The following is a 23,278-nucleotide window of genomic DNA, read 5'->3' on the forward strand; positions in this document are numbered from 1 at the left end:
GACGAAGGGCTCTCCGGCGCCGTCGAGAGCGAGACGGTCACCGCCGAACGCTTCAACACGTCCGGGGACTTCATCGACTTCACCAACTACGAGGGCGGTGAAACCGTCATCGTCTACCGCGTCGCGGCGAAGAATGTCGTGACGATCAAGCGTCGCGACAAGTAGCTATCGCAGGACGAAACCCCCGGGCATGGAAGCTGCCCCGGGGGTTTCGTCATCTGCTGGTTGGCGAGGGACGGGAATCAGCGCGCCTCAGCGGCGGCGCGGTAACCGCGAGCAGTTGGCCACCGGGCTGGCAATTTGTCTTCGCCATAAAGCACCAGTGCACCACGCTCCGAGAGCGGATCCATCCGCTCCTTGGCATGCTGGACGGACCTCCGGGCAGGGGGTCAGGCGACGTCGACGCGGTCAGTGAGATACAAGGGGCTGCCGCCATTGGGATGAGGCCGCCCTTTCGATGGTTCGTGGGGAGCGAAGTCACGGTCACGCGCGATGCGTTTCGCCCCAGGAATTAACTGTTGCGTCAGGGAAATTGACTCCATCTTGACTACGGGCTTGCGGGCGGTCACCGTCGAGACAAATCGAGATGTTCCCCTTCTATGGCGAGGGAGGGCTAGATCGCGATGGACACCACTGACGCCGCCCAACGATCCGGAGACCGTGACCGTGGCGGCTCTGATTTGACCAACCGGCTACTGGCGCAGATCCCTGCCGATCGGGCCGGGGATTTTTGGTCGGTAGGCGATTACGGAGATGGAGGGATCGTGGTGAGCGGGGCTGGCTCTCTCACCGCCGTATCCAGGAGAACGCAAGGGATGACCTGGCCGCTCTTAGTCGACCGTCGCCGTTACGCGGGGAGTAACCGTCCGCGCGGGACAGTGAAGTTCGATCCGTCTTGGATAGGGATTCAGCGTGACCTGAACACGGCGACCGTGCTCACCGATTCCGGCTATGTGGGAGAAGGTGATCATGAGGCCCTTGTCGCAATCCTGGAGCAGACGATGCGGGCCGGGGCCAATGTGACCGCTGTCCTTCCATTGCACATCTCCTGGCTTGCCGATCCGGGAGTCAAGTTTTTAATCAGCGAGGTGAATCAGCGCGAGGTGCCGGTGGCGCTCGTTTTGGAGCGTGCCGCTGATCCGCTCGGTACCCAGTACGCGGTCAACGGACTTAAACACCTGCTCAGCCAGGCGCAGGCATCAGTCGGCTTGCTTTGCACCGATATCTCCGGCTTGGGGGCGATCGCTTACGGCGCGTCGTGGGCCGCGGTCGGTGTTACCTCCGCGTTGCGGCATCTGTACCCGGTTGACAAGAAAGGTCCCCCCGGCGGACAGCAGCGAACGCGGCATGCGATCGTCCCGCGCCTGATGACATTTATGAACGTTGAACGCATAGCCGAGGGCTGGGCCCACGTCCAGCGCCACGACGACTTGGATGAGAGCCTGTGGCGCTGTGACTGTGTGGAATGCGGGAACCGTACCATGGACCGGTTCGTCACCTGCACAGATCTCAGCCTCGCCGCCCACAACATCTGCGTCCTGGACGACCTTCACCAACAGGTCACCACTCCGGACTCATGGAAGTGGGCGATCAGCAACGCGCTGGGCTGGTATCTAAGGATCCACGATGAGTTTCACATCACCTGGGAGTCGCCCGCTTTCATGAATGCCTGGCTGCCCAGATCCCAGCGGTGATCGGACTGCTGCGACAGCACGGCGTCGTAGACGATCTCTTCCACCAGGCGATGGACCCATGTCCGCCCGGCATCGACATGGATGTCGGGGGGCTGGACTACCTCATGGGGCTGTTCGGCGGTCACCAGGCCAAAGCCGTGATAAATGGCCTCGGCTCGCACTCCATCCCGATGTGCGATCCTCGCTGGCAGGACGGCCACGCGGGCGCCAAAAGCGGAGAACTCCGCCAGGTTTGCCCGGGCCGACTGCCAGGAGGCTCGTGCGGCGACAGCTCCGCGAATGCGTATCGGTGACGGCCGCTTGAGGAACGAGGGGTCGACGTGTGCCCGGCAGTGCAGCAACAGGGCGTCGGCCGTGGGTAGCAATCCAGCGTCCTGCCGCCTGGCGTGCTCGGGGTCGTCCAGTTCACACACCACCATGCGGAGGGCGCTGAGGGCTCGCACCATGACCATCTGGCAGCCCTGCCACCCCAGTGCGGGCAGTACACCCGACGGAGGGCTCTGTGTAGAGGAAACGCGATTCGGCATTGCATTGGTCCTTCCGGGCTGGCCAGCAGGGCTTCGCCGACCATTTGCCCCTGTGTCGTTGGGTCGTGACCCTGTTCTCGGGTTACGTGTGGAAGCGGTTCGTCCTAGCAACCGGCGGTCCACGGGTCCTAACCCTGACGGGAGATCGCGATCGACGACTGCCGAATCGGGCCATCCGGTTGTCCACGTGCTGGATTGGTGGAATTGGTTGCGCGGGGCTGCGCTTGGTGTCGCACACCCGGAAGGGGGCCTTCCGGGTCCCGAATCGCACCCTGCGAAGTGAGCGGACGGCGGAGCTGTTCACCGCAGCTGGACCTCGACGTTAGATCCGCACGTCGAGAGGGGATAATCGAAGGCCCCGGCGGCGAACATGTCCAGCGGACACCCGTCGGTCGCGCGCAGGATCCGCGCCACCGCCCATCCTGATCGTGGGCGCGATGGTGCTCGGCCCGGAGTTCGGGGCGATCGCGGCTATCTGCTTCGGCCTGCTGCGCCGCCGCCCCGCGCTCATCGGCAAGGCGATCCGGGCCCTGGCGATCGGGTTCGGCACCGCGATCGCGATCACCTTCGCCTGCGCCCTGGTGTCGAGTCGGCTGGGCTGGATCGACACCAGCATGCTCACCGGTCACCAAGAGGTCGAGTTCATCGTCAAACCCGACAATTGGTCGTTCATAGTCGCGCTGCTGGCGGGCGCCGCCGGGGTGCTGTCGATCGCTGCGGGCAAGTCTTCGGCCCTGGTAGGCGTCTTCATCTCGGTCACCACTCCCTGCCGCCGGCTACGCCTCCCTCGCGCTGGCCCTGGGCGCCTGGGACGACGTCGGCGGCTCCGCTCTCCAACTAGCCGTCAACACCGCCGGCATGGTCCTGGCCGGCACGCTGACGCTGCTCCTCCAACGCCTGCTCTGGTCCCGGTATGGCCTCTCGGCCCCCATCCCAGCCCCGCCGCGAGGCCGTCGACCATCGACTTACGTCGTCTCGAAAGCCGGGCTCGTGCCGGGTGGACGTGAGTAGTTCATTGGCTTTCGAGGTACTTCACGCGAGCCTCCAAGCTTTCCAAGCGCTCGGCTAGTCGCCGGACTTCGCTGATGACTTGCTGCAACTCGGAGGGCAGCTCAGCGCGGTCAGGAACCTTGATCACGTATGTACCACGCGTCGATTGCGCGCCGATTATGCCCTCGTGTGCGAGTTCGTCCAAGGCCCGCCGGACCGTCTCGATGGCCACGCCATAACGCTGGGCCAATTGCCGCCGAGCTGGCAGTCGCTCGCCCGCCTTGAAGCGGCCTGCTTTCACCTCTCGGCGCAGGTCGTCCGCAATCTGGAGGTAGGCGGCCCGAGGATTGCTGAAATCAGGCACTGACACGACGTTCACGCTAGTCCTCGCTGCACCAGCAGAGTAAGGTTGAATCAACTGAACTAGTACAATAATACCAAGCTAGCTCAAGTGGCCATGAGTGCCTGGCGTCGGAGGTCCCAGTGACCGGATCCTCGAATCGAGCTGCCGTGCTAGCAGGTTGTGACGGAGGCAGAGCAAGCAATCGATTCTGACTCCATGTGTCAAGAATGTGTAATGATATTTGTGTAGATGTGGTTGATGTCTCTGCTACCCGTGTGGACCCCGAGCGTCGAGGGGGTGGTACTTGCCAGTGGGCTGGGACGCGGCCGGGCAGCTAGGCACGCCTCCAAGCCCGATGAACAGCTCCGACTGTGGGCCTGCGACTTCAGGCCTCTTCCAGATCACTGTCAGGGGACCCAGCGCTGTGATGCCCTGGCGGCTTGCGGTCGCGGGCCTCCCGCCAGACCCACTCGAAAGGAATAGCCATGTCAGCATGCCATCCATCGCGAGTACGGGCACCTTGAACACGCCCCAATTGGCTCGTCACCGGTCTCTCTTCCGTCACCGCTCTGACAGCGCACGGGCGTCATGACAAGCTTCCGGCGCTCAGAGTCAAGGCCGGAGCTGAAGTTGCCCGCCAACCATCCCGAAGGGCAGCTCAGGCGGCCGACCTCTTCGACGTCATCGAGATCGCCGATCCGCTGCCCTGTAGAGCACCGCCCCCGCAATGTGGGCTCCACGCCGAGTCACGGTTCTAGAAACGGCCCCGACGCCATACCGCCAAGCAAGTCGTCGGGGCCGCACCCCTACCGCCATCAACGACCGCATAGGAGTGCCCCCCATCATGGCCGCATCCTCCGCCCGTAACCAACCGACTCCGCACATTGTCTTACCGAGCGGACCGCCTCGCCTAACGCCAGGCGCCGCTACCGAACTGCTCGCCATCCTGTTAGAAGCCCACCACAAGCAGAATCTGCGAACCGGCCGCCCAGACGCGGCCTGAGGAATCCATGGACACCATCCCCTTCGCCTTCTACGGCCGGGTCTCCACCGAGGACAACCAAGACCCCCGCTCCTCGCGGAACTGGCAGATCACCCGCTCCCGCGCGCTCATCGAGTCGCGCGGGGGCGTGATCGTCGCCGAGTTCTTCGACATCGACAAATCCCGTTCGATCCCCTGGCCGCGCCGCCCGCACGCGGCGGCGCTGCTCGCCGAACTACGCAACCCAAACCGTGGTTTCGACGCCGTGGTGATCGGCGAACCGCACCGTGCCTTCTACGGCAACCAGTACGGTCTGACCATCCCCGTCTTCGAGCACTTCGGGATCCCCCTCTGGGTGCCCGAAGTGGGCGGCCCGATCGACCCGAACAACGAGGCCCATGACCTGGTCATGAGCGTGTTCGGTGGGATGAGCAAGGGCGAACGCAACCGCATCAAGGTCCGCGTGCGCAGCGCCATCTCCGCCCAAGCCCAGATGGAAGGCCGCTTCCTAGGAGGTCGGCCACCCTACGGCTACCGACTGGCGGACGCAGGCCCGCACCCCAACCCCGCCAAGGCCGCGGACGGTAAGCGGCAGCACCGACTGGAACTCGACGAGTTCGCCGCCGCCGTCGTGGCCGGGATCTTCCGCGAGTTCCTAGAGGGCCACGGTCTTTACGCCATCGCCGAACGGTTGACCGCCGACGGCGTTCCCAGCCCTTCAGCCCACGACCCGGAACGCAACCGCCACAGATCCGGGATCGCCTGGGCCAAGAGCGCGGTGCGGGCCATCATCACCAACCCTCGCTACACCGGCCACCAGGTATGGAACCGGCAGCGAAAAGACGAGGTACTCATCGATATTGACGATGTCGGCCTTGGCCACACCACCAAGCTGCGCTGGAACTCAAGCGAAAAGTGGGTGTGGTCCGACGACATCGTGCACCCTCCGATCGTGTCGGCCGAAGACTTCAACGCTGTCCAAGAGTTGCTCACCGGGCGCGGCGGGCAGCAGACTGGTCGCCGACTCAAAACCGCGAGCCACCCCTACATCCTCCGAGGGCTGATCTTCTGCGGGGCGTGCGATCGGCGGATGCAGGGCAACTGGTCCAATGAGGCGCCTTACTACCGGTGCCGCTTTCCAGAGGAGTACGCCCTGGCGAATCGGATCATGCACCCTCGCAACGTCTACGTCCGAGAGGACATGATCGTCCCGAAGCTTGATCGGTGGCTCGGGAGGTTGTTCGCCCCTCATCGAGTCGATGAGACGCTAGATCTCCTGGTCGAAGCTCAGAAGATCGAGTCATCGGAGCATGAGGGTCTCGTTCTGGCGCGGCGGCTACTGGCCGAATGCGATCGGAAGCTCGCCCAGCATCGCGCCGCCCTGGAAGCGGGTGCTGACCCCGTGGTCGTCGCCGGCTGGATCCGGGATGAGCAAGCCAAGAAGGTGCAAGCCGAAGCACGGCTTCGCCGAGAACCGGCCCGCAGGCGTCGGCTTAGCCGAGATGACCTGGCGGAGGCAATGCGTACGGTGGGCGACGCTGTACGGCTCCTGGGAACGGCTGAGCCGATCAGGAAGGCCAGGCTGTACACGAAGTTAGGCGTCCGGCTGACCTATCACCCGAGCAAACAAAAAGTCCTGGTCAGCTCTACATCCGACCAGGACTCCATGGGCGAAACGAACGTGTCCGAGGGGGGACTTGAACCCCCATGCCCATCACTGGGCACTAGCACCTCAAGCTAGCGCGTCTGCCTATTCCGCCACCCGGACGTGGTGCCTGCACGCGAGACCGTCATCCCGCGTCGGCTGTTAAAGGTTAGCACTCGCGGGCCCGTGGTTCATCCCGCTATTCGATCAGCCAGGATGGAGGCGCAAGCCGTACCGACTCTGGAGGAAGCAGGATGGCCGGCACTGAGGATGACGTCGTAGGACTGTGCGGGGATCTGATCCGGATCGATACGCGGAACGCGGGGGACAACGCGGGCCCGGGGGAGCGGGTGGCCGCGGAGTATGTCGCGGAGAAGCTCGCCGAAGTGGGGGTTGAGGCGCGGATTCTGGAGAGCGATCGGGGGCGGGCCAACCTGGTGGCCCGGATCGCGGGGGAGGACCCGAGCCGCGAGGGGCTCGTGCTGCACGGGCATCTCGATGTGGTGCCGTTCGATCCGAACGACTGGCGGGTGCATCCGCTGAGTGGGGAGGTCGTCGACGGGTGCGTGTGGGGGCGCGGGGCCGTCGACATGAAGGACATGGACGCCATGATCCTCGCTGTGGTCCGGAAGCGGCTCAGTGAGGGGCGGAAGCCGCCGCGGGATGTCGTGCTGGTGTTCACCGCCGATGAGGAGGCGGGCGGGCATTACGGGGCGCAGTGGCTGGTGGACAAGCATGCGGGCGTCTTCGAGGGGTGCACCGAGGCGATCGGCGAGGTCGGCGGGTTCAGTGTGACCGTGGGCGAGCGGCAGCGGGTCTATCTGATCGAGGCGGCCGAGAAGGGCATCGCCTGGATGAAGCTGACCGCGACGGGGCGCGCGGGGCACGGGTCCATGCTGAACAGCGAGAACGCGGTGACCGAGCTGGCCGAGGCGATCGGGCGGCTGGGGCGTTATGAGTGGCCGGTCCGGCTCACGCCCACCGTCCAGGCCTTCTTCCGCGAGGCGCTCGACATCGAGATCAAGGCCGAGGACGCGGAGGAGGCCGTCGCCAAGCTGGGGCCGCTGGCCCGGATGATCGGGGCGACGCTCCGGAACACCGTCAATCCGACCATGCTCGCGGCGGGTTACAAGGCGAACGTGATCCCGCAGACGGCGACGGCGCACGTGGACGGGCGGTTCCTGCCGGGCTTCGAGGAGGAGTTCTTCGCCACGCTGGACGAGCTGCTCGGGCCCAATGTCACCCGGGAGCACGTGTATCACGACGTCGCGGTCGAGACGGCGTTCGAGGGACGGCTGGTGACGGCCATGGCGGACGCGCTGAAAGCGGAGGATCCGGGGGCGAAGGCGGTGCCGTACACGCTGTCGGGGGGGACGGATCTGAAGGCGTTCAGCCGGCTGGGGCTGCGCGGGTTCGGGTTCGCGCCGCTGAAGTTGCCCCCGGAGTTGGACTTCTCGGGGATGTTCCATGGCATCGACGAGAGAGTTCCGGTGGATTCGCTCAAGTTTGGTGTTCGGGTTCTTGACCGGTTCCTCGATTACTGCTGAGAAAGCCGTTGCGTTGACGGTGGGTGCTGATAATGTAACGCTCCGTTGAGGGGTTGATCCGCATCGGGCGGCTCGACGGAGTTCGGGAGGTCGCGTGACACGCACGCCGGAGATTCAGCGGGGGGCAGTTCTGCCCTCTGCTGACCCGTGCGTGTCCGCGGCCGTCCCCCGTCCTGCCCGGGACTATCGGATGGCGCGGTTCGCGGCCGACTCCCGGCTTGGTCGTCTTCTGGTCATCGGCGGCCTGATCGCCGTCGGATGGCTGGTCGGCGTGATCTTCGGCGTCTTCGGCACGGCTCCGGCCGTGGCTGAGACGGCGCCCTCAGCCGTCGTCACCGGGTCGGTGCCCCACACCGATGGTTTCCCCACGGGGGGCGGCATCGACGCCTCGGTCAACGCCGAGGCGATGGCGGGTCGGAACGTCGACGGGCTCACCAGCCAGTCCACGCCCGTTCTGCCTGCTCCGTCCACCGCTGACCACACCTCGGGGAACGGTCTGATTCCCCAGAGCAGCGGTGGGTCGATTCTGTTCGGGGATGTCGCGAGGTCCTTCGCCGACCCGCGGCACGCGTTGACGCCTGCCCCGTTGGCGGCGCTCGTGCCCCCGGTCGTCCGCACTGCGGCGGACGACCCTTCTTTCTCTCCTGACTGACCCCGCCTCCAGACCGGTCCCTCGTCCAGAGCGGCCGGTCGCGGAGCGTGCCTTCGGCCTCGTGTCGTCCTGAGCCGCTCCCATGACGCGGGTGACGCGGAAATCCCACCACCCTCGCGACGTTCCACGCCTCGGGCCTGGACACATCCATCGCGAGCTGTCAGGTAACCCCCAAAAGAACCACTAGGAGCATCCATCATGCGAACGTGGGCGAAGGGCTCAGCCCCCGCCGCGCTGCTCGCGGCCGGTGTCATGGCCCTCGGCAGCGGTACGGCTATCGCCGACACCTCCGGCACCAGCTCTGTCGGTGGCGGCAACCAGGTCAACCTGCCCGTCTCCCTGCCGATCGACATCAGCGGGAACGCGGTCGGTGTGGCGGGAGACTCGACGGCGGGCTCCAAGGGCGGTGCCTCCGTCGAGAACACCACCAAGGGCATTCCCGGCAAGACCTCCGGCGACAGCAGCGTGCTCGGCGGCAACCAGGTGAACGCGCCGATCAGCGCGCCGGTCAACGCCTGCGGCAACGCGGTCTCGCTGTTCGGCAGCTCCCAGGCGGGCTGCGAGGGCGGTTCGTCGGTCAAGAACTCGGGGCAGGGCGGCGCCGGTGGCAACACCACCAACGGCGACCGCAGCGTGCTCGGCGGCAACCAGATCACGGCGCCGATCAGCGCGCCGGTCAACGCCTGTGGCAACGCCATCGCGATCTTCGGCGACGCCGCCGCCGGCTGTAAGGGCGGCTCGTCGGTCAAGAACACCGGGGTCGGCCCCGGCGGCAACACCACCTCGGGGCGGTCGTCCGCGCTGGGTGGCAACCAGGTCATCGCGCCGATCAGCGGCCCGATCAACATCTGCGGCAACACCGTCGCGATCTTCGGTGAGGCGTTCTCGGGCTGCAAGGGCGGCTCGTCGGTCACCAACACCGGCAAGCCGGGCAAGCCTGGGAAGCCTGGGAACCGATACCACCAGGCGGCGGGTTCGACCGGGAACGACACCGACGGGCGGTTCGGGGCCGGTAGTGGCAACCAAGTGATCGCGCCGGTCAATCTGCCGATCAACCTGTGCGGGAACGCGGTCGGCAGCTCCATCGCGGGCTGCAAGGGCGGCACCGACGTGCGGAACGACGTGCCGGGGACGGCCGCGGGTGGCAACCGTACCGATGGCAGGTCCGGGGTGCTCGCCGGGAACCAGGTGGTCGCGCCGATCACCGCGCCGATCAACATCTGCGGGAACGCGGTGGCGCTGGCCGGGGATGCCTTCGCGGGCTGCCTCGGGGGCTCGTCGGTGAAGAACGGCGGCAAGGGCGCCGGCGGCAACACCACGTCGGGGCGCTCCGGCGTGCTGGCGGGCAACCAGGTCGTGGCGCCGATCACCGCGCCGATCAACGCCTGCGGCAACGCGGTGGCCGCGCTCGGCGCCTCCGAGGCGCACTGCAAGGGTGGCGTCTCCGCTGATGGCGGGCCCGGCGGGGGTGGCAACACCACCAATGGTAAGAACGGGGTCGCGGCCGGTAACCAGGTCGTGGCGCCGATCACGGCTCCGGTCAACGCCTGCGGGAACTCGGCCGCCGTGCTGGGTGACGCCGCCGCCGGCTGCCTGGGCGGCTCCCGGGTCGGCCCGGCCACCGAGGCCCAGTCCAGCGTCGACGACGGTTACGCCTACTGGACCAAGAGCTGGGGCAAGGTCAACGCGACGCAGGCGGGCGGCATGCTGCCCGGTCTGCCCGCGGTGCCGGCCCTGGCCGGTGTCAAGGACGTCGGCAACCTCACCCAGAAGATGAGCGCGGCCGGTCTGCCGTCGCTGCCGGTCGTCGGCGACCTGCCGGGCATGCTCGGCCTGGCCGCGCTGCCTGGCCTGCCCGGTCTGCCCGGCGCGCCCACGGCTCCGTCGCGTACGGCCACCGCCGCCGCCAATCCGCTCGCTCCGGTGAGCGGCCTGGCCGGTTCGCTGCCGGTGGCCGGCTCGCTCGGCCAGGCGGCCGGTGCGCTGCCGATCGGCGGTCTCGGCCTGATGAGCGCCGCTCAGCCGGCCGGGGTCACCGGGATGAACGCGGGCTCGCTGCTGGCTCTGCTGCTCGGCGCGATGTTCGCCGCCTCGGCGACGCTCTTCGCCTCCACCCGTCGCTTTCGTCCCGGCAAGAGGTAACAAGGACGTCGGTCGAAGGTAACGGTTTTCTCACCCTTGTCCGGGTGACCAGAGACGCTCCCCGCATCCAGCGGATGTGAGCACAGAAGCTTTGCCCGTTCCGGGGGCGCGGCCCGGGACGGGCAAAGCCTTTTTCGCACGGAACTGCCGTGACTTGGGACGATCACATGGTTCGGGTAACTCGTATGATCTTTCGGCGCAAGCGTACGCGTCTGCTTCCGTCGGGATACAGTCGCAGCCGGTCCAGTTCCCAATGTCCGTACTCCGCATGCTCGGTCAGTACCTGGCGAGCGGTTTCGCGAGATGTTCCGCGCGGCAGGTACAGCTCCATGTAGGAGTAGTCCAGCATCAGCGATTAGTCTCCCGTTGGGACGGTGGAACCTCTTGGGCTCTATTCTGCGTCCTCGTGGAGAGACGGGTCCAGGCGGTAACCGATCCGGGTAGCCCTTGGGGGTAGGACTACCGGAGACGGGTTACCGTCGAAACGGGGTCGGCAGAGCCATGACTCCGGTAAGTACGGGGAAACGACAGCGAACAGCGAGGTAGGTAGCAGCGTGCCAGCCAACAACGGCAACGCCGGCGGAACCCGCCTGGTGATCGTCGAGTCGCCCGCGAAGGCGAAGACGATCGCTGGGTACCTCGGGCGCGGCTACATCGTGGAATCCAGCATCGGTCACATCCGTGACCTGCCGAGCAAGGCCGAGGACATCCCGGAGAAGTACAGGGGAGAGTCGTGGGCCAAACTCGGCGTGAACGTCGACCACGACTTCGAGCCGCTGTACGTCGTGAATCCGGACAAGAAGTCCCAGGTGACGAAGCTTCGAGCGCTCCTCAAGGATGCCGACGAGCTTTACCTCGCGACGGACGAGGACCGCGAGGGCGAGGCCATCGCGTGGCACCTGCGCGAGGTGCTCAAGCCCAAGGTCCCGGTGCACCGGATGGTGTTCCACGAGATCACTCCGCAGGCGATCAGGGACGCGGTCTCCAACCCGCGTGACCTGGACCTGCGGCTCGTCGACGCCCAGGAGACGCGGCGTATTCTCGACCGGTTGTACGGATACGAGGTCAGCCCGGTCCTGTGGAAGAAGGTCAAGCCCCGGCTGTCGGCCGGGCGGGTGCAGTCGGTGGCGACCCGGCTCGTGGTCGAGCGGGAACGTGACCGAATGGCGTTCACTTCGGCGGCGTACTGGGATCTGGCCGCCGTGTTCGACACCGGCCGGGCGGCCGACGATCCGAGCAGGTTCGGCGCGACGTTGACCGGTGTGGCCGGGAAGCGGGTCGCGCAGGGGCGTGACTTCGCCTCGACCGGGCAGCTCAAGAACGCGGATGTGCTGCATCTGGACGAAGCGGCGGCGACTTCGCTGGCCGGGCGGCTGTCCGGGGCGTCGTACGCGGTGCGGTCGGTTGAGCGCAAGCCGTACACGCGGAAGCCGTACGCGCCGTTTCGGACCACCACGTTGCAGCAGGAGGCGAGCCGCAAGCTCGGGTTCTCCGCCAAGTACACGATGCAGGTCGCTCAGAAGCTGTATGAGAACGGCTACATCACGTACATGCGAACCGACAGCATCACGCTGTCGGAAACCGCGGTGACGGCGGCCCGGAGCCAGGCGGTCAAGTTGTACGGTGCCGCGTATGTGCCGGACAAGCCGCGGGTTTACGCCAGCAAGGTGAAGAACGCCCAGGAGGCGCACGAGGCGATCCGCCCCTCCGGGGAGGAATTCCGCACGCCTGGCGAGACCGGGCTCAACGGGGACATGTTCCGGCTATACGAGCTGATCTGGCAGCGCACCGTGGCTTCGCAGATGAAGGACGCGGTCGGCGAGTCGGTGTCGGTGAAGGTCCTGGCCGACCGGGCGGACGCCGAGTTCAGCGCCACCGGGCGGACGATCACGTTCTACGGCTTCCTGAAGGCGTACGTCGAAGGGGCGGACGATCCGTCCACCGATCGGGACGACTCCGAGAAGCGGCTGCCGAACCTGGCCGAAGGCGACGCGCTGACCGCGCTGGAGCTCAACGTGGCCGGGCACGCGACCAAGCCGCCGGCGCGGTACACCGAGGCGTCGCTGGTCAAGGAGCTGGAGGATCGGGAGATCGGGCGGCCGTCCACGTACGCGTCGATCATCGGAACGATCCTGGACCGCGGTTACGTGTTCAAGAAGGGCACGGCGCTGGTGCCGTCGTTCCTGGCGTTCGCGGTGAACAACCTGCTGGAGCAGCATTTCGGCAACCTGGTCGACTACGACTTCACGGCCGAGATGGAGAAGGTGCTCGACGACATCGCCAACGACCGGGCCGAGCGGGTGCCCGAGTTGCGGCGGTTCTACTTCGGCGAGGGCGAAGGGGACGAGGGCCTCAAGGAGATGGTCAGCGACCTTGGCGACATCGACGCCAAGGAGATCAGCTCGTTCGCGATCCGGGGGAGCGACATCGTGATCCGGGTCGGGCGGTTCGGTCCGTATCTGGACCGGGATGGCGCCCGGGTCAACGTGCCCGAGGACATGACGCCCGACGAGCTCACGGCGGAGAAGGCCGAGGAGCTGTTCGCGCGGCCGAGCACCACCCGGGAGCTGGGCAAGGACCCGGAGACCGGGTTCGTGATCCAGGCGCGGGACGGGAAGTACGGGCCTTACGTCACCGAGGTCCTGCCGGAGCCGGTGCCGGCCGCGGATGGGGCCAAGAAGCGGACGAAGAAGGCGGACATCCCCAAGCCGAAGATCAGTTCGCTGTTCAAGTCGATGGATCTGCAGGAGATCACGCTTGAGGATGCGCTGATGCTGCTGACGATTCCCCGGGTGGTTGGGGACATCGAGGGCGAAGAGGTTGTGGCGCATAACGGGCAGTTCGGGCCGTACATCAAGAAGGGCACTGATTCCCGGTCGCTGGCGGCCGAGGAGGATCTGCTGACGGTCACGATCGAGCAGGCCAAGGTGCTGTTCGCGCAGCCGAAGCCGCGTGGGCGTGGCCGGGCCGCGGCGCCGCCGCTGCGTGAGCTGGGGGAGGACCCCAACTCGAAGAAGCCGGTGGTCGTCAAGGACGGGCGGTTCGGGCCGTACGTGACGGATGGGGAGACCAACGCGTCCCTGCGCAAGGGGGACACGGTGGAGGAGATCACGATCGCGCGGGCGGCGGAGTTGCTGTCCGAGCGGCGGGCCAGGGAACCTTCGCCGAAGCCGAAGCGGGCCACTCGGGCGCGGCCGGCGGCGACGAAGAAGTAGGTGGCTTCAGGGGCAGGCTTGGCTTGCTTGGCGGTTATGGGCTCGTGGTCGTAGGCGACCGCGAGCCCTGGCCTTTTCCTGAGCGACATTTAATGATTTTTCGCGAGAAGGCGGGCTGAAGGCTGCTGGGCTTTGCGGCTTTGGTGGCTTCTGCGGGTGGGGTTGCCCGGGGGTGTGGGTGGCGTTGACCTGCGGATAGGCCGGGCCGGTTCTGTCGGAGGCGGTCGTTACGGTCGGCGGGTATGGACTCAGTGTTCTCCCGATCTCGACCTGTGGAGCCGGCATGACCTTGAATGACCTGCGCCAGACGATCAAAGGTCGCGTGGTGCTGCGTGGGGACGAATGCTTCGACGAGGCCAGGAGGGCGTGGAACCGGGCGATCGATCAGCCGGTGCTGGCGGTCGTGGAGGTCTACGACGCGGAGGACGTGGCCACGCTGGTGACCTACGCGCGCCAGGAGCGGCTGACCATCACCGCGCAGCGGAGCGGGCACCGGCCCAGCGGGGATGTGGACGGGGTCATCCTGCTGCGCACCGAGCGGTTGAACGACGTGGCCGTGGATCTGGCGGGGCGGACGGTCCGGGTGGGTGCCGGGGCGACCTGGGATCAGGTTCTGGTGGAGCTCCGTTCCCATGAGCTGGTCGGGTTGGCCGGTAGTTCCTCCGTGGTCAGCGTGCTCGGGTCCGCGCTGGGCGGGGGCGTGGGGTGGTTCGGGCGGAGGTACGGCTTCGCGGCCAACAGCGTCCGGGCCTTTGACGCGGTGGACGCGGATGGGCTGCCGATCAGGGTGACTCGTGCGTCCGATCCTGAGCTGTTCTGGGCGTTGCGCGGGGGTGGCGGTGATTTCGCGGTGGTCACCGCGATGGAGTTCGATCTGCATCCGGCGCCGACGTTGTATGGCGGGCGGATGTTGTGGGTGGCTGATCGGGCGCCGTATGTCCTGGATGCGTATCGGGAGGTCACGGGGGCGGCTCCCGATGAGTTGTCGGTGTGGTTCACGCTGTTGCAGCTGCCCGACGTTCCTCCGTGCGTCGCGGTGGATGTGAACTTCCTGGGGGAGGCTGATGAGGCGCAGCGGCTTCTTGGTCGCCTGGAGAGCATCGACGGGCTGGTGGCCGACAGCCGGCGGGTGATTCCGGTCGATGAGTTGGGCGGGATCTGCGCTGAACCCACGGAGCCGAGCGCCATCCTGTGGCGCGGGGAGCTTCTTACCGATCTGGACGACATGGTGGCGCAGCTTCTGCTCGCCAAGTCCATCGATCCTCTGGTCAGCCTGCAACTCAGGCATCTGGGCGGGGCCCTGGCCGTGGAGCGGCCGGATGGGGGCGCGGTGCCGGCTCTGTCCGCGCCCTTCCTGCTCACGATGCTCGGGATGCCCGCCGAGCCGGGGGATGCGGTGGCCATCGAGGCCAAGATGATCGAGATCGCCGACGCTTTCGACGACTACCTGACCGGGACGAAGCCCCATAACTGCCTCGCGCCTGGCGAGGACGTGTCGAAGACCTTCCCGGAACCGACGCTGCTGCGCCTGCGTGAACTGAAACGGAACCGGGATCCGCATAACGTGTTCCGCGGCAACTTCCCGATCTTGCGATAGTGCGACGGGCTGGGATGTGAGGGGTTTGGGTTGGCGTGTGGGGTTTGCGGGGGCTCTGTCGGGCGGGAGGGGCTCGATTGGGCGGTGGTGGGGCCATTTCCTGAGGAGGAGCTGAGAGGGCGGGGTTGGCCGTTTGGTGGGCTCGTAGCATGGCGGGGAACGTTGGCGGCCGGTCCGCCGGGTGGCGGAGGTCGGAGTGGGGCAGGTCGTGGGATTTCTCGCTGTCGTTTTAGTTGTGATCGTTGGAGTGCACTACTACCTGTGGCGGCGGCTGATCCGGGGGACGACGCTGCCGGGGCGGGGACGGCGGCTGCTGACGTGGGGGTTGGTCGGGCTCGCGGGGCTGCTGGTGGTGGCCTTGATCGGGACCCGGGTCATCCCGTCGGAGGCGGGGCACACGCTCGCCTGGCCCGGCTATCTCTGGATGGCGGTCATGTTCTATCTGGCGGTCATCCTGATCGCGCTGGAGATTCCGCGGGCGATCGCGCTGGGGGTTCTCCGGCGGCAGGAGCGGCGGCAGCCGAGCCCGGTGATCGCGGTTCCGGTCGCGGCCGGGGGCGCGGTGGCGACGCAGGACGTCGAAGTCGTGCTCAACGAGGGTCCGGTGCTGCCCCGCCTCGATCGGCGCCTGTTCCTCGCCAGGACGGTCGCCACCGTCGCGGGCGTCGGGGCGATCAGCACGGTGGGATACGGCGTGCGTACGGCCTTCGGGGACCCCGTCATCGAGCGGGTTCCGGTGCGGATCGCCCGGCTTGACCCGCGGATGAGCGGGTTCCGGATCGCGGTGGTGAGCGACATCCATCTCGGTCCGCTCACCGGCATCAAGCACACCGAGCGCATCGTCCGGATGATCAACGGCCTGGAAGCCGACCTGGTCGCGATCGTCGGGGACCTGGTGGACGGCACGGTCGCCGAACTCGGCCCGATTGCGCGCCCCCTGCAGAACCTCGAATCACGTTATGGGTCATATTTCGTGACAGGGAATCACGAGTACTACACCGCCAACGGCCCACAGGAGTGGATCGACGAGCTCAACATCCTCGGCGTGCGGTCGCTGCGGAACGAGCGGGTGGAGATCCAGCACGCCGGCGGCACACTCGATCTGGCCGGCGTGAACGACATCAACGGCACCCCGATCGACGACGGCCCCAACATGGCAGACGCCCTCAGCGGGCGGGACACCACCCGCCCGGTCGTCCTGCTGTCCCACCAGCCGGTTCAGGTCTACGACACGGCGGGCTACGGCGTCGACCTGCAGCTCTCCGGGCACACCCACGGCGGCCAGATGGTCCCGTTCAACTTGATCGTCCCGCTACAGCAGCCGATCGTCCAAGGACTCGGCGTCGTCGACGGGACACAGGTCTACGTCACCCGGGGCGCCGGTTTCTGGGGGCCACCGGTCCGCGTCGGCGCACCCCCGGAGATCGCCCTGATCGAACTCCGGACCTGATCTAGGTTTGCGCGTGCTGTGAACAGCGGGAACGGAGCGGCCGCGGGGGCGGAAAAGGGAATGACGATCGTATCTACCTGACTGCGGCGGACAGCTGTGACGTAATACCCTCAGGCGATGAGCAGCCGGGGCAAATCCGGCCCGCTCAGAACTTCACAAGCCCAGCGAGCACCTGGATACGCTGACATCATGAGCACCCCTGGCCGGGCGGCCCCTCGCCGCAAGCCGCCGCACGTGCTAGCGAACGCGCCTTTCCGCAGGTTGTGGATGGCGATGTCGGTTTGCAGCCTCGGTGACTGGCTCAACATCATCGCCCTGACGGCCCTCGCCGGTAACCTCACGGCGGACGACGGCTACCAGACGCAGAGCCTGGCCATCGGCGGTGTCTTCATCGCCAAGATGCTGCCCTCGATCCTGCTCGGCCCGCTGGCCGGCGCCTTCGCGGACCGGTTCGACCGGCGCCTGACCATGGTCCTGGCGGATCTGTCCCGGTTCGCCATCGTGCTGTCGATCCCGCTGATCGGCAGCTATCAGTGGATCGTGATCGCGACATTCCTGGTCGAATGCGTGAACCTGTTCTGGGTTCCGGCCAAGGACGCGACCGTCCCCAACCTGGTGCCCAAGGACCGGCTGGAGGAGGCCAACCAGCTCAACCTGCTTGTCACGTACGGCACCGCGCCGGTGGCCGCCGCCGTGTTCGCGTTCCTGTCGGTGACGGTGAACGTGATCAGTTCGCTGGTGCCGTCGTACAGCGGGCAGCCGACCGATCTGGCGCTGGGGATCAACGCGCTGGTGTATCTGGTGTCGGCGGCGCTGATCTTCACGTTGCGGGACATTCCGAAGGGTCATGTCGGGGTCGCCACGCCTTCGGTGCTCCGGCAGATCGTGGAGGGGTGGCGGTTCGTGGGTGCGAACCGCACCGTCCGCGGGTTGATCATTGGCATGTTGGGGGCTTTCGCCGCGGGTGGGGCCGTGGTGGGGGTCGCCAAGACGTATGTGGGGGTTTTGCAGGGCGGTGACGCCGCGTACGGGACCGTGTTCGGGGCCGTTTTCGTCGGTATGGCGCTGGGGATGTTCTTCGGGCTGCGGCTGCTGCGTGAGCTGTCCCGGCCCCGGCTGTTCGGGTTGTCGATCATTCTGGCCGGGACCGTGCTGGTGGCGATCGCGCTGATCCACAACCTGGTGATCGTGGTCATGCTCACGGTCGTGCTGGGGGCGTGCGCGGGGATCGCCTGGATCATCGGGTACACGATGATCGGCCTGGAGGTCGAGGATCAGCTGCGGGGGCGGACGTTCTCGTTCCTGCAGTCGCTGGCCCGGGTAGTGCTGCTGCTGGTGGTCGCGTTCGGGTCGACGCTGGCGGGGCTGTTCGGCAGCCATCCGTTCACCGTCGGCGGGATCAGCTACCGGTTCGACGGCTCCAACCTGGTGATGATCATCGGGGCGCTGGTCGCGGTGGTGGTGGGCGTGTTCGCGCTCAAGCACATGGACGACCGGCGCGGGATCCCGATCAGTGTCGATCTGCTGGCCGCGCTGCGGGGCGAGAAGTTCGTGCCCGAAGGGGAAGAGCAGTCGCGCGGCATGTTCATCGCCTTCGAAGGCGGCGAGGGCTCCGGGAAGACCACCCAGTCGCGGCTGCTCGCCATCTGGCTGCGCGATCAGGGCTTCGACGTCGTCCAGACCCGCGAGCCGGGGTCCACCAAGGTCGGCATGCGGCTGCGGGCGATCCTGCTCGACTCCACCCATCAGGGACTTTCGGCCCGCGCGGAAACGCTGCTGTACGCGGCGGACCGGGCCGAACATGTGGAGAAGGTGATTCGTCCGGCGCTGTATCGCGGGTCGATGGTGGTCTGCGATCGGTATGTGGACTCCTCGCTCGCCTACCAGGGCGCCGGTCGGTCCCTCGAAACCGAGGACGTGGCCAGGGTCAACGCGTGGGCCACGGGTGGGTTGGTGCCTGATCTGACGGTGTTGATAGATGTGCCGCCGTCGGTGGGGTTGCGGCGGTTCGCGTCTCCGGCGGATCGCATCGAGTCCGAGCCGATGGACTTCCATGAGCGGGTTCGCCGGGAGTTCCGGGCTCTGGCGGCGGCTGAGCCGGAGCGGTATTTCGTGGTGGATGGCACCCTTCAGCAGGGGGATGTCACTCGGTTGATCCAGGACAAGGTCCGGGAGATCCTGCCGGACCCGGTGCCGCTGGAGGCCGAGGCGAATACGGGGACGATGCCAGCCATTCGCGATTAGCCGGCGGGCCGAGAGACTACCCTTGGCACGTGGGCGTGTTCGATGATCTTGTAGGCCAGGAGCAGGCGGCCGTCGTGCTGCGGCAGGCCGCCTCCGCCGCGGCCGAAGTACTCGTCGGCGGTCGCGGAGCCGGCATGACCCACGCCTGGCTGTTCACCGGCCCCCCCGGCTCCGGCCGATCCGCGGCGGCCAAGGCCTTCGCCGCCGCCCTGCTCTGCCCCGACCAGGGCTGCGGCCACTGCGACTCCTGCCACCAGGTCGAGGTCGGCTCCCACCCCGACCTCGAATCCGTACGCCCCCAGGGCCTCTCCTACAGCGTCAAACAGACCCGCGAACTGATCCTGCGGGCGGCGGGCCGGGCCACCCAGGGCGGCTGGCGGATCGTCCTGTTCGAAGACGCCGACCGCGCCACGGAACAAGCCGCCAACGCCCTGCTCAAAGCCATCGAAGAACCCCCGCCGCGAACGGTCTGGCTGCTCTGCTCCCCGGCCGCCGACGACATGATCATCACCATCCGGTCCCGCTGCCGCGTGGTGACCCTGCGCACCCCGTCCACCCAGGCCGTCACCCACGTCCTGACAACCCGCGACAACGTCCCCCAGCAGATCGCCGAATCCGCTGCCCGCGCCGCCCAGGGCCGCATCTCCCGCGCCCGCCGCCTGGCCCTGGACGAGTCGGTACGGCGCCGCCGCGAAGCCGTACTCTCCCTGCCCAGAACGCTCACCGGCGTCGGCGAATGCATCAACGCGGCCGAACGCCTGGTGAAAACAGCGGACGAGGACGCCGCCGCCGCGACCTCAGAACTCAACGAAACCGAGACCTCAGAACTCCGTGCCCTCTACGGCGAAGGATCCTCCGGCAAAGGCCTGAACAAGGGTCTGATCCGCGGCGGCGCGGGCGCGCTGAAAGAGCTGGAGAACGCGCAGAAATCCCGGGCCACCCGAATCAAGCGCGAGTCCCTCGATTCCGCGCTCCTCGATTTGATGGCGTTCTATCGCGACGTCCTCGCCGTGCAGTTCGGCGCGCAGGTCGAATTGGCCAATGAGGATCGGCGGCCTGACCTGGAAGTTCTCGCCCGTACCGGCACCGCGGAGGACACGCTGCGGCGGGTGGACGCGATCCTGCTGTGCCGGGAACGGCTGGCCGCCAACGTCAATCCGCAGATCGCCGTGGAGGCGATGACGCTGTCGCTCAGAAACCCCCGAGGCTGACCGAGCAACCTCGGCCCGGTTTCCGCGTCTCTGGAACATGCAGGCCGAAATCATGGACCTCCACAAACCCCCCGTGGAACAGGATCAGGCGATCACCGGGCTCTACGCCGAGCACGCGCTCGGCCTGACCCGGCTCGCCGTGCTCATGGTCGGGGATCGGGAGAGTGCCGAAGACGTGGTGCAGGAGGCGTTTCTCGGCTTGCACCGCCGGTTTCGCCATCTCAAGGATCCGGATAAGGCGCTGGTTTATCTGCGCAGCGCCGTACTGAACAATTCTCGGACGGTTTTGCGGCGTCGGCGGCTGCCGTCGATGTTCGCCGGGACGTACGAGCCGCCGGTCTGGTCGGCGGAGTCGGCGGCGCTGCTCGGGGCCGAGCGGCGCGAGGTCATGGCCGCCCTGCACCGGCTGCCCGCGCGGCAGCGCGAATCTCTGCTGCTGCGCTACTACGCGGAGCTGTCGGAGGAGGAGACCGCCCAGGTGATGGGGGTCAGCCGGGGCACCGTCAAGTCCACCACTTCCCGGGCGTTGGACGCGCTCGGACGGCTGCTGGGAGAAGGCTCGTGAACGACATCATCGACCGGCTGCGTGACGCCACTCGGGCGACCGGGGAGACCATTGACACGATTCGTCCGCTGGAGTTGGAGGCGGGCCGTTCGAGGATGAACTGGGTCGTCCCGGTCGCGGCGGCGGCCGCGGTGACGGTGGCGATCGCCGGCGGGAGCATGTTCGTGGCCGGCGGCGGGCTGGATCTGGCCGCGGCTCCGGCCGTTCCGCCCAAGTTCCTGGTGGATTCGCGGGCAGGCGTCGTGGTCCGGGCCGTGGCCGGCGGGGCGGAGACGGATCGCCTGGCCGACCCGGCCGAAGGCGAGCAGTTCACCGCGATCCAGGCTGCTCACGACAATCGCACGTTCTACCTGGCCAGCACCACGCAGAGGTGTGGTTCCAACCTGTACAAGTTCAGCCTGGACGACAACGGCAAGATCGTTGGGTTCGGTACGGCTCCGATCGCGCCGCCGGCCGGACATCAGGTGGTGTCGCTGGCGGTGAGCGGAGATGGGGCCAAACTGGCGTACGGGCTGCAACCGTGCGTGCCCAGCGAAGTCGGCGGCAAGCTGGTGGTCGCGGACACGGTGACCGGGGAGAGTAAGACCTGGAAATCACCGGAAGGGTACGGTGTGCTGGATCTTTCGCTGAATGCGGATGGTTCGCGGGTCGCGTTCCGGCGAAGTCCGCCCTCGATCGCCTTCGTCGCCGAAGCGCCCATGGTCGTGCCCAGCGGGTCAGCGATACCTACGCCTTACGCGACGATCTCCATCGATCCGGGGCAGATCCAGCCGCTTCCGATGCCGTCGGCCGGCGCCTCGGGGCCGTACAACACGATTGCGCCGGTTCCGGCTGACACGCTCCCCTGGACGATGACGCCACCGCCTGGTGTGCAGGTCGTGCCGCCAGAGCCGACGGCCACGGTGACGCTGCCGCCTGCCGCAGCCGTCGCGTCGCCAATGCCGACGATCACCGAGACGTTCGTGCCGGCGCCCGACGTCACGGCGACGGCCGTCATACCGCCGCTCCCGACGCCTATTCCCTCGTGGGATGGGATCGTTCAGAGCTTCCCGTCGGGGCTGTCGTCGTGCAGGTACATGACCCTGCCACGCACCTCGACTCAGTACATGTGCGCGGATCCGCCGATTGTTCAGGTGATCGACACCAATGACCCCGGTACAAATCTGGACCAAGGGAACACGGTCGTCCTGCCCAACGCGTACGAAGGGCTCTCGGGCGGTCTGTTCGGGCTCCAGCTCTCCCCCGACGGCAGCCAGTTGATCAGCGCGCTGGGATTCAGCGGTCTGGAAATGGTGGACGGCGTCATCCGCCAGAAGAGCGGTGAATCCGGCATCGTCGCCTTCAGTGCCGAGAACGGCCAGCCGGAGGAGGTCCTCTACCGCACCGCCGGCAACAGCCTCGCGATGCTCCTGGACCTGGACGGAACAGGCGAAAACCCGCTGATTCAGCAGGGCGACGACATCGGAGGGATCATGGACGGCGAGTTCCGCCCCCTGATCAAGGGCGACGCCAACCTCATCCCGAAATTCGGCACGGAACTCGCCTGGTGATCACATCGCGTTGCGCGGTCGACTCCACGTATGGTGGCCGTTAGGCGTACCAAACGGAGGAGGCCGGCTCGTTGGGCATGATGATGGCCGTGAGCTTTACCCGATATGGGCGGCTCTACTACCTGGATCCGGGCGAGCACAGCCCGAAGGTCGGCGACAAGGTTCTCGTGCCCACCGAGGCCGGGAACGAGGTCGCGGAATGCATCTGGGCGCCGCAGTGGGTGAGCGAGGAGGTCGGCGGCCTGCCGGTATGCGCTGGTATAGCCAGTGACGACCATCTCAGCCGGGACGAGGGCAACCGCCGCCGGCGCGCCGAGGCCCGAAGCGTGTCGAAGCGTCTGATCAAGCGCCACGAACTGCCGATGAAGGTGATCGGCGTCGATTATGTGGACGAGGAGAATATCTATACCGTCTACTTTTCGGCGCCGCACCGGGTGGACTTCCGGGCATTGGTCCGCGATCTCGCCCGAAACCTGCGAGCTCGCGTCGAACTCCGGCAAATCGGCCCTCGTGACGAGGCCCGATTGCAGGGCGGGATCGGCCCCTGCGGACGCGATCTCTGCTGCGCCACCTTCTTGAAGGACTTCGAGCCGGTTTCTGTACGGATGGCGAAAGATCAGGATCTTCCGGTTAATCCGCTGAGGATTGCCGGGGCCTGTGGCCGGTTGATGTGCTGCCTGAAGTATGAGCACCCGTTGTATGGCGAATTCCGGGCCACTGCGCCGCGGACCGGGCTTGCGGTGGATACGCCGGAAGGGCCCGGGGTCGTTGTGGGGCATAACGTGCCGGCGGATTCCGTGATCGTTCGGTTGAACGATGGGGGGCGGCGGTGCGCGTGCTCGAAGGCGAGTGTGTGCGCGCCGCGGAAGGCGTACGAGGCGGAGTATGAGGGGCCTGTGGATGACGGCGGCGAGGACTGAGCCA

16 protein-coding genes, 1 tRNA gene and 1 pseudogene are annotated in these 23,278 nt (G+C 66.9%); 14 read left to right on the forward strand and 4 right to left on the reverse strand.

The window, feature by feature from the left end; genetic code table 11:
- Positions 1-623: 623 nt before the first annotated feature.
- Positions 624-1,694, forward strand: coding sequence for a hypothetical protein (locus Acor_RS36845; RefSeq protein WP_155341413.1), 1,071 nt, complete (start codon positions 624-626; stop codon positions 1,692-1,694).
- Here the strand turns inward: Acor_RS36845 and Acor_RS36850 are convergent.
- Positions 1,634-2,146 (reverse strand): hypothetical protein, encoded by a 513-nt coding sequence (locus Acor_RS36850; protein WP_155341414.1) that lies wholly within the window; start codon positions 2,144-2,146, stop codon positions 1,634-1,636. The two genes, Acor_RS36845 and Acor_RS36850, sit on opposite strands and share 61 nt — an antisense overlap.
- A gap of 512 nt (positions 2,147-2,658) precedes the next feature.
- Here Acor_RS36850 and Acor_RS36855 point away from each other — a divergent pair.
- A complete protein-coding gene (locus Acor_RS36855; protein WP_246239632.1) occupies positions 2,659-3,228 on the forward strand; it encodes a DUF389 domain-containing protein in 570 nt (189 codons plus the stop codon).
- A gap of 5 nt (positions 3,229-3,233) precedes the next feature.
- On the opposite strand, the gene Acor_RS36860 is transcribed toward Acor_RS36855, so the two are convergent.
- Positions 3,234-3,590, reverse strand: coding sequence for a GntR family transcriptional regulator (locus Acor_RS36860; RefSeq protein ID WP_170317268.1), 357 nt, complete (start codon positions 3,588-3,590; stop codon positions 3,234-3,236).
- Between the two features lie 974 nt (positions 3,591-4,564).
- Between Acor_RS36860 and Acor_RS46545 the strand changes: the two are divergent.
- Positions 4,565-5,689: pseudogene (locus tag Acor_RS46545) on the forward strand (recombinase family protein); the annotation flags it as partial.
- 529 nt (positions 5,690-6,218) lie between these two features.
- On the opposite strand, the gene Acor_RS36870 reads toward Acor_RS46545, so the two are convergent.
- Positions 6,219-6,304 (reverse strand) — tRNA-Leu (locus Acor_RS36870).
- Positions 6,305-6,435: 131 nt separating this feature from the next.
- Here Acor_RS36870 and Acor_RS36875 point away from each other — a divergent pair.
- The 3 genes from Acor_RS36875 (at position 6,436) to Acor_RS36885 (ending at position 10,522) form a co-directional block, all read left to right on the forward strand.
- A complete protein-coding gene (locus tag Acor_RS36875; RefSeq protein ID WP_155341416.1) occupies positions 6,436-7,728 on the forward strand; it encodes a M20/M25/M40 family metallo-hydrolase in 1,293 nt (430 codons plus the stop codon).
- A gap of 190 nt (positions 7,729-7,918) precedes the next feature.
- The gene (locus tag Acor_RS36880) at positions 7,919-8,380 is read left to right on the forward strand and encodes a hypothetical protein (protein ID WP_155341417.1); all 462 of its coding nucleotides are present in this window, start codon (positions 7,919-7,921) and stop codon (positions 8,378-8,380) included.
- A 198-nt stretch (positions 8,381-8,578) separates the two neighbouring features.
- The gene (locus Acor_RS36885; protein WP_155341418.1) at positions 8,579-10,522 is read left to right on the forward strand and encodes a chaplin family protein; all 1,944 of its coding nucleotides are present in this window, start codon (positions 8,579-8,581) and stop codon (positions 10,520-10,522) included.
- Between the two features lie 163 nt (positions 10,523-10,685).
- Here the strand turns inward: Acor_RS36885 and Acor_RS45095 are convergent, their stop codons facing one another.
- Entirely contained in the window at positions 10,686-10,871 is a 186-nt protein-coding gene (locus tag Acor_RS45095) for a DUF5703 family protein (protein WP_155341419.1), read from the reverse strand.
- Positions 10,872-11,076: 205 nt separating this feature from the next.
- Between Acor_RS45095 and topA the strand changes: the two genes are divergently transcribed.
- The 8 genes from topA to Acor_RS36930 all read left to right on the forward strand — a co-directional run bounded on the left by topA (position 11,077) and on the right by Acor_RS36930 (position 23,274).
- Positions 11,077-13,737 carry a type I DNA topoisomerase gene (gene topA / locus Acor_RS36895; protein WP_155341420.1) on the forward strand — a complete coding sequence of 887 codons (2,661 nt, stop codon included), beginning with the start codon at positions 11,077-11,079 and terminating at the stop codon, positions 13,735-13,737.
- A gap of 283 nt (positions 13,738-14,020) precedes the next feature.
- Positions 14,021-15,334, forward strand: a complete 1,314-nt coding sequence (locus tag Acor_RS36900; protein ID WP_155341421.1) for an FAD-binding oxidoreductase — start codon at positions 14,021-14,023, stop codon at positions 15,332-15,334.
- A gap of 235 nt (positions 15,335-15,569) precedes the next feature.
- Positions 15,570-16,784, forward strand: a complete 1,215-nt coding sequence (locus tag Acor_RS36905) for a metallophosphoesterase (RefSeq protein WP_246239629.1) — start codon at positions 15,570-15,572, stop codon at positions 16,782-16,784.
- A 189-nt stretch (positions 16,785-16,973) separates the two neighbouring features.
- Positions 16,974-19,028 carry a dTMP kinase gene (gene tmk, locus Acor_RS36910; protein ID WP_155341423.1) on the forward strand — a complete coding sequence of 685 codons (2,055 nt, stop codon included), beginning with the start codon at positions 16,974-16,976 and terminating at the stop codon, positions 19,026-19,028.
- A 29-nt stretch (positions 19,029-19,057) separates the two neighbouring features.
- On the forward strand, positions 19,058-20,239 hold the full coding sequence (locus tag Acor_RS36915; RefSeq protein WP_155341424.1) for a DNA polymerase III subunit delta': 1,182 nt from the start codon (positions 19,058-19,060) through the stop codon (positions 20,237-20,239).
- 73 nt (positions 20,240-20,312) lie between these two features.
- Positions 20,313-20,804 carry a SigE family RNA polymerase sigma factor gene (locus Acor_RS36920; protein WP_308805712.1) on the forward strand — a complete coding sequence of 164 codons (492 nt, stop codon included), beginning with the start codon at positions 20,313-20,315 and terminating at the stop codon, positions 20,802-20,804.
- Positions 20,801-22,354, forward strand: a complete 1,554-nt coding sequence (locus Acor_RS36925) for a hypothetical protein (protein WP_155341426.1) — start codon at positions 20,801-20,803, stop codon at positions 22,352-22,354. Before Acor_RS36920 ends, Acor_RS36925 begins: the two co-directional genes overlap by 4 nt.
- Before the next feature lie 77 nt (positions 22,355-22,431).
- On the forward strand, positions 22,432-23,274 hold the full coding sequence (locus Acor_RS36930; protein ID WP_155341439.1) for a PSP1 domain-containing protein: 843 nt from the start codon (positions 22,432-22,434) through the stop codon (positions 23,272-23,274).
- Positions 23,275-23,278 lie beyond the last annotated feature (4 nt).

Origin of the sequence: Acrocarpospora corrugata (genome assembly GCF_009687845.1) — a bacterium.
Taxonomy (GTDB): domain Bacteria; phylum Actinomycetota; class Actinomycetes; order Streptosporangiales; family Streptosporangiaceae; genus Acrocarpospora; species Acrocarpospora corrugata.

Bases quoted from the DNA above. Each gene is read 5' to 3' on its own strand.
- Acor_RS36845 (WP_155341413.1), top strand. From the start codon at position 624: ATGGACACCACTGACGCCGCCCAACGATCCGGAGACCGTGACCGTGGC.
- Acor_RS36885 (WP_155341418.1), top strand. From the start codon at position 8,579: ATGCGAACGTGGGCGAAGGGCTCAGCCCCCGCCGCGCTGCTCGCGGCC.
- tmk (WP_155341423.1), top strand. From the start codon at position 16,974: ATGAGCACCCCTGGCCGGGCGGCCCCTCGCCGCAAGCCGCCGCACGTG.
- Acor_RS36900 (WP_155341421.1), top strand. From the start codon at position 14,021: ATGACCTTGAATGACCTGCGCCAGACGATCAAAGGTCGCGTGGTGCTG.
- Acor_RS36930 (WP_155341439.1), top strand. From the start codon at position 22,432: ATGATGATGGCCGTGAGCTTTACCCGATATGGGCGGCTCTACTACCTG.
- Acor_RS36850 (WP_155341414.1), bottom strand. From the start codon at position 2,146: ATGGTCATGGTGCGAGCCCTCAGCGCCCTCCGCATGGTGGTGTGTGAA.
- Acor_RS36855 (WP_246239632.1), top strand. From the start codon at position 2,659: ATGGTGCTCGGCCCGGAGTTCGGGGCGATCGCGGCTATCTGCTTCGGC.
- Acor_RS36875 (WP_155341416.1), top strand. From the start codon at position 6,436: ATGGCCGGCACTGAGGATGACGTCGTAGGACTGTGCGGGGATCTGATC.
- Acor_RS45095 (WP_155341419.1), bottom strand. From the start codon at position 10,871: ATGCTGGACTACTCCTACATGGAGCTGTACCTGCCGCGCGGAACATCT.
- Acor_RS36880 (WP_155341417.1), top strand. From the start codon at position 7,919: ATGGCGCGGTTCGCGGCCGACTCCCGGCTTGGTCGTCTTCTGGTCATC.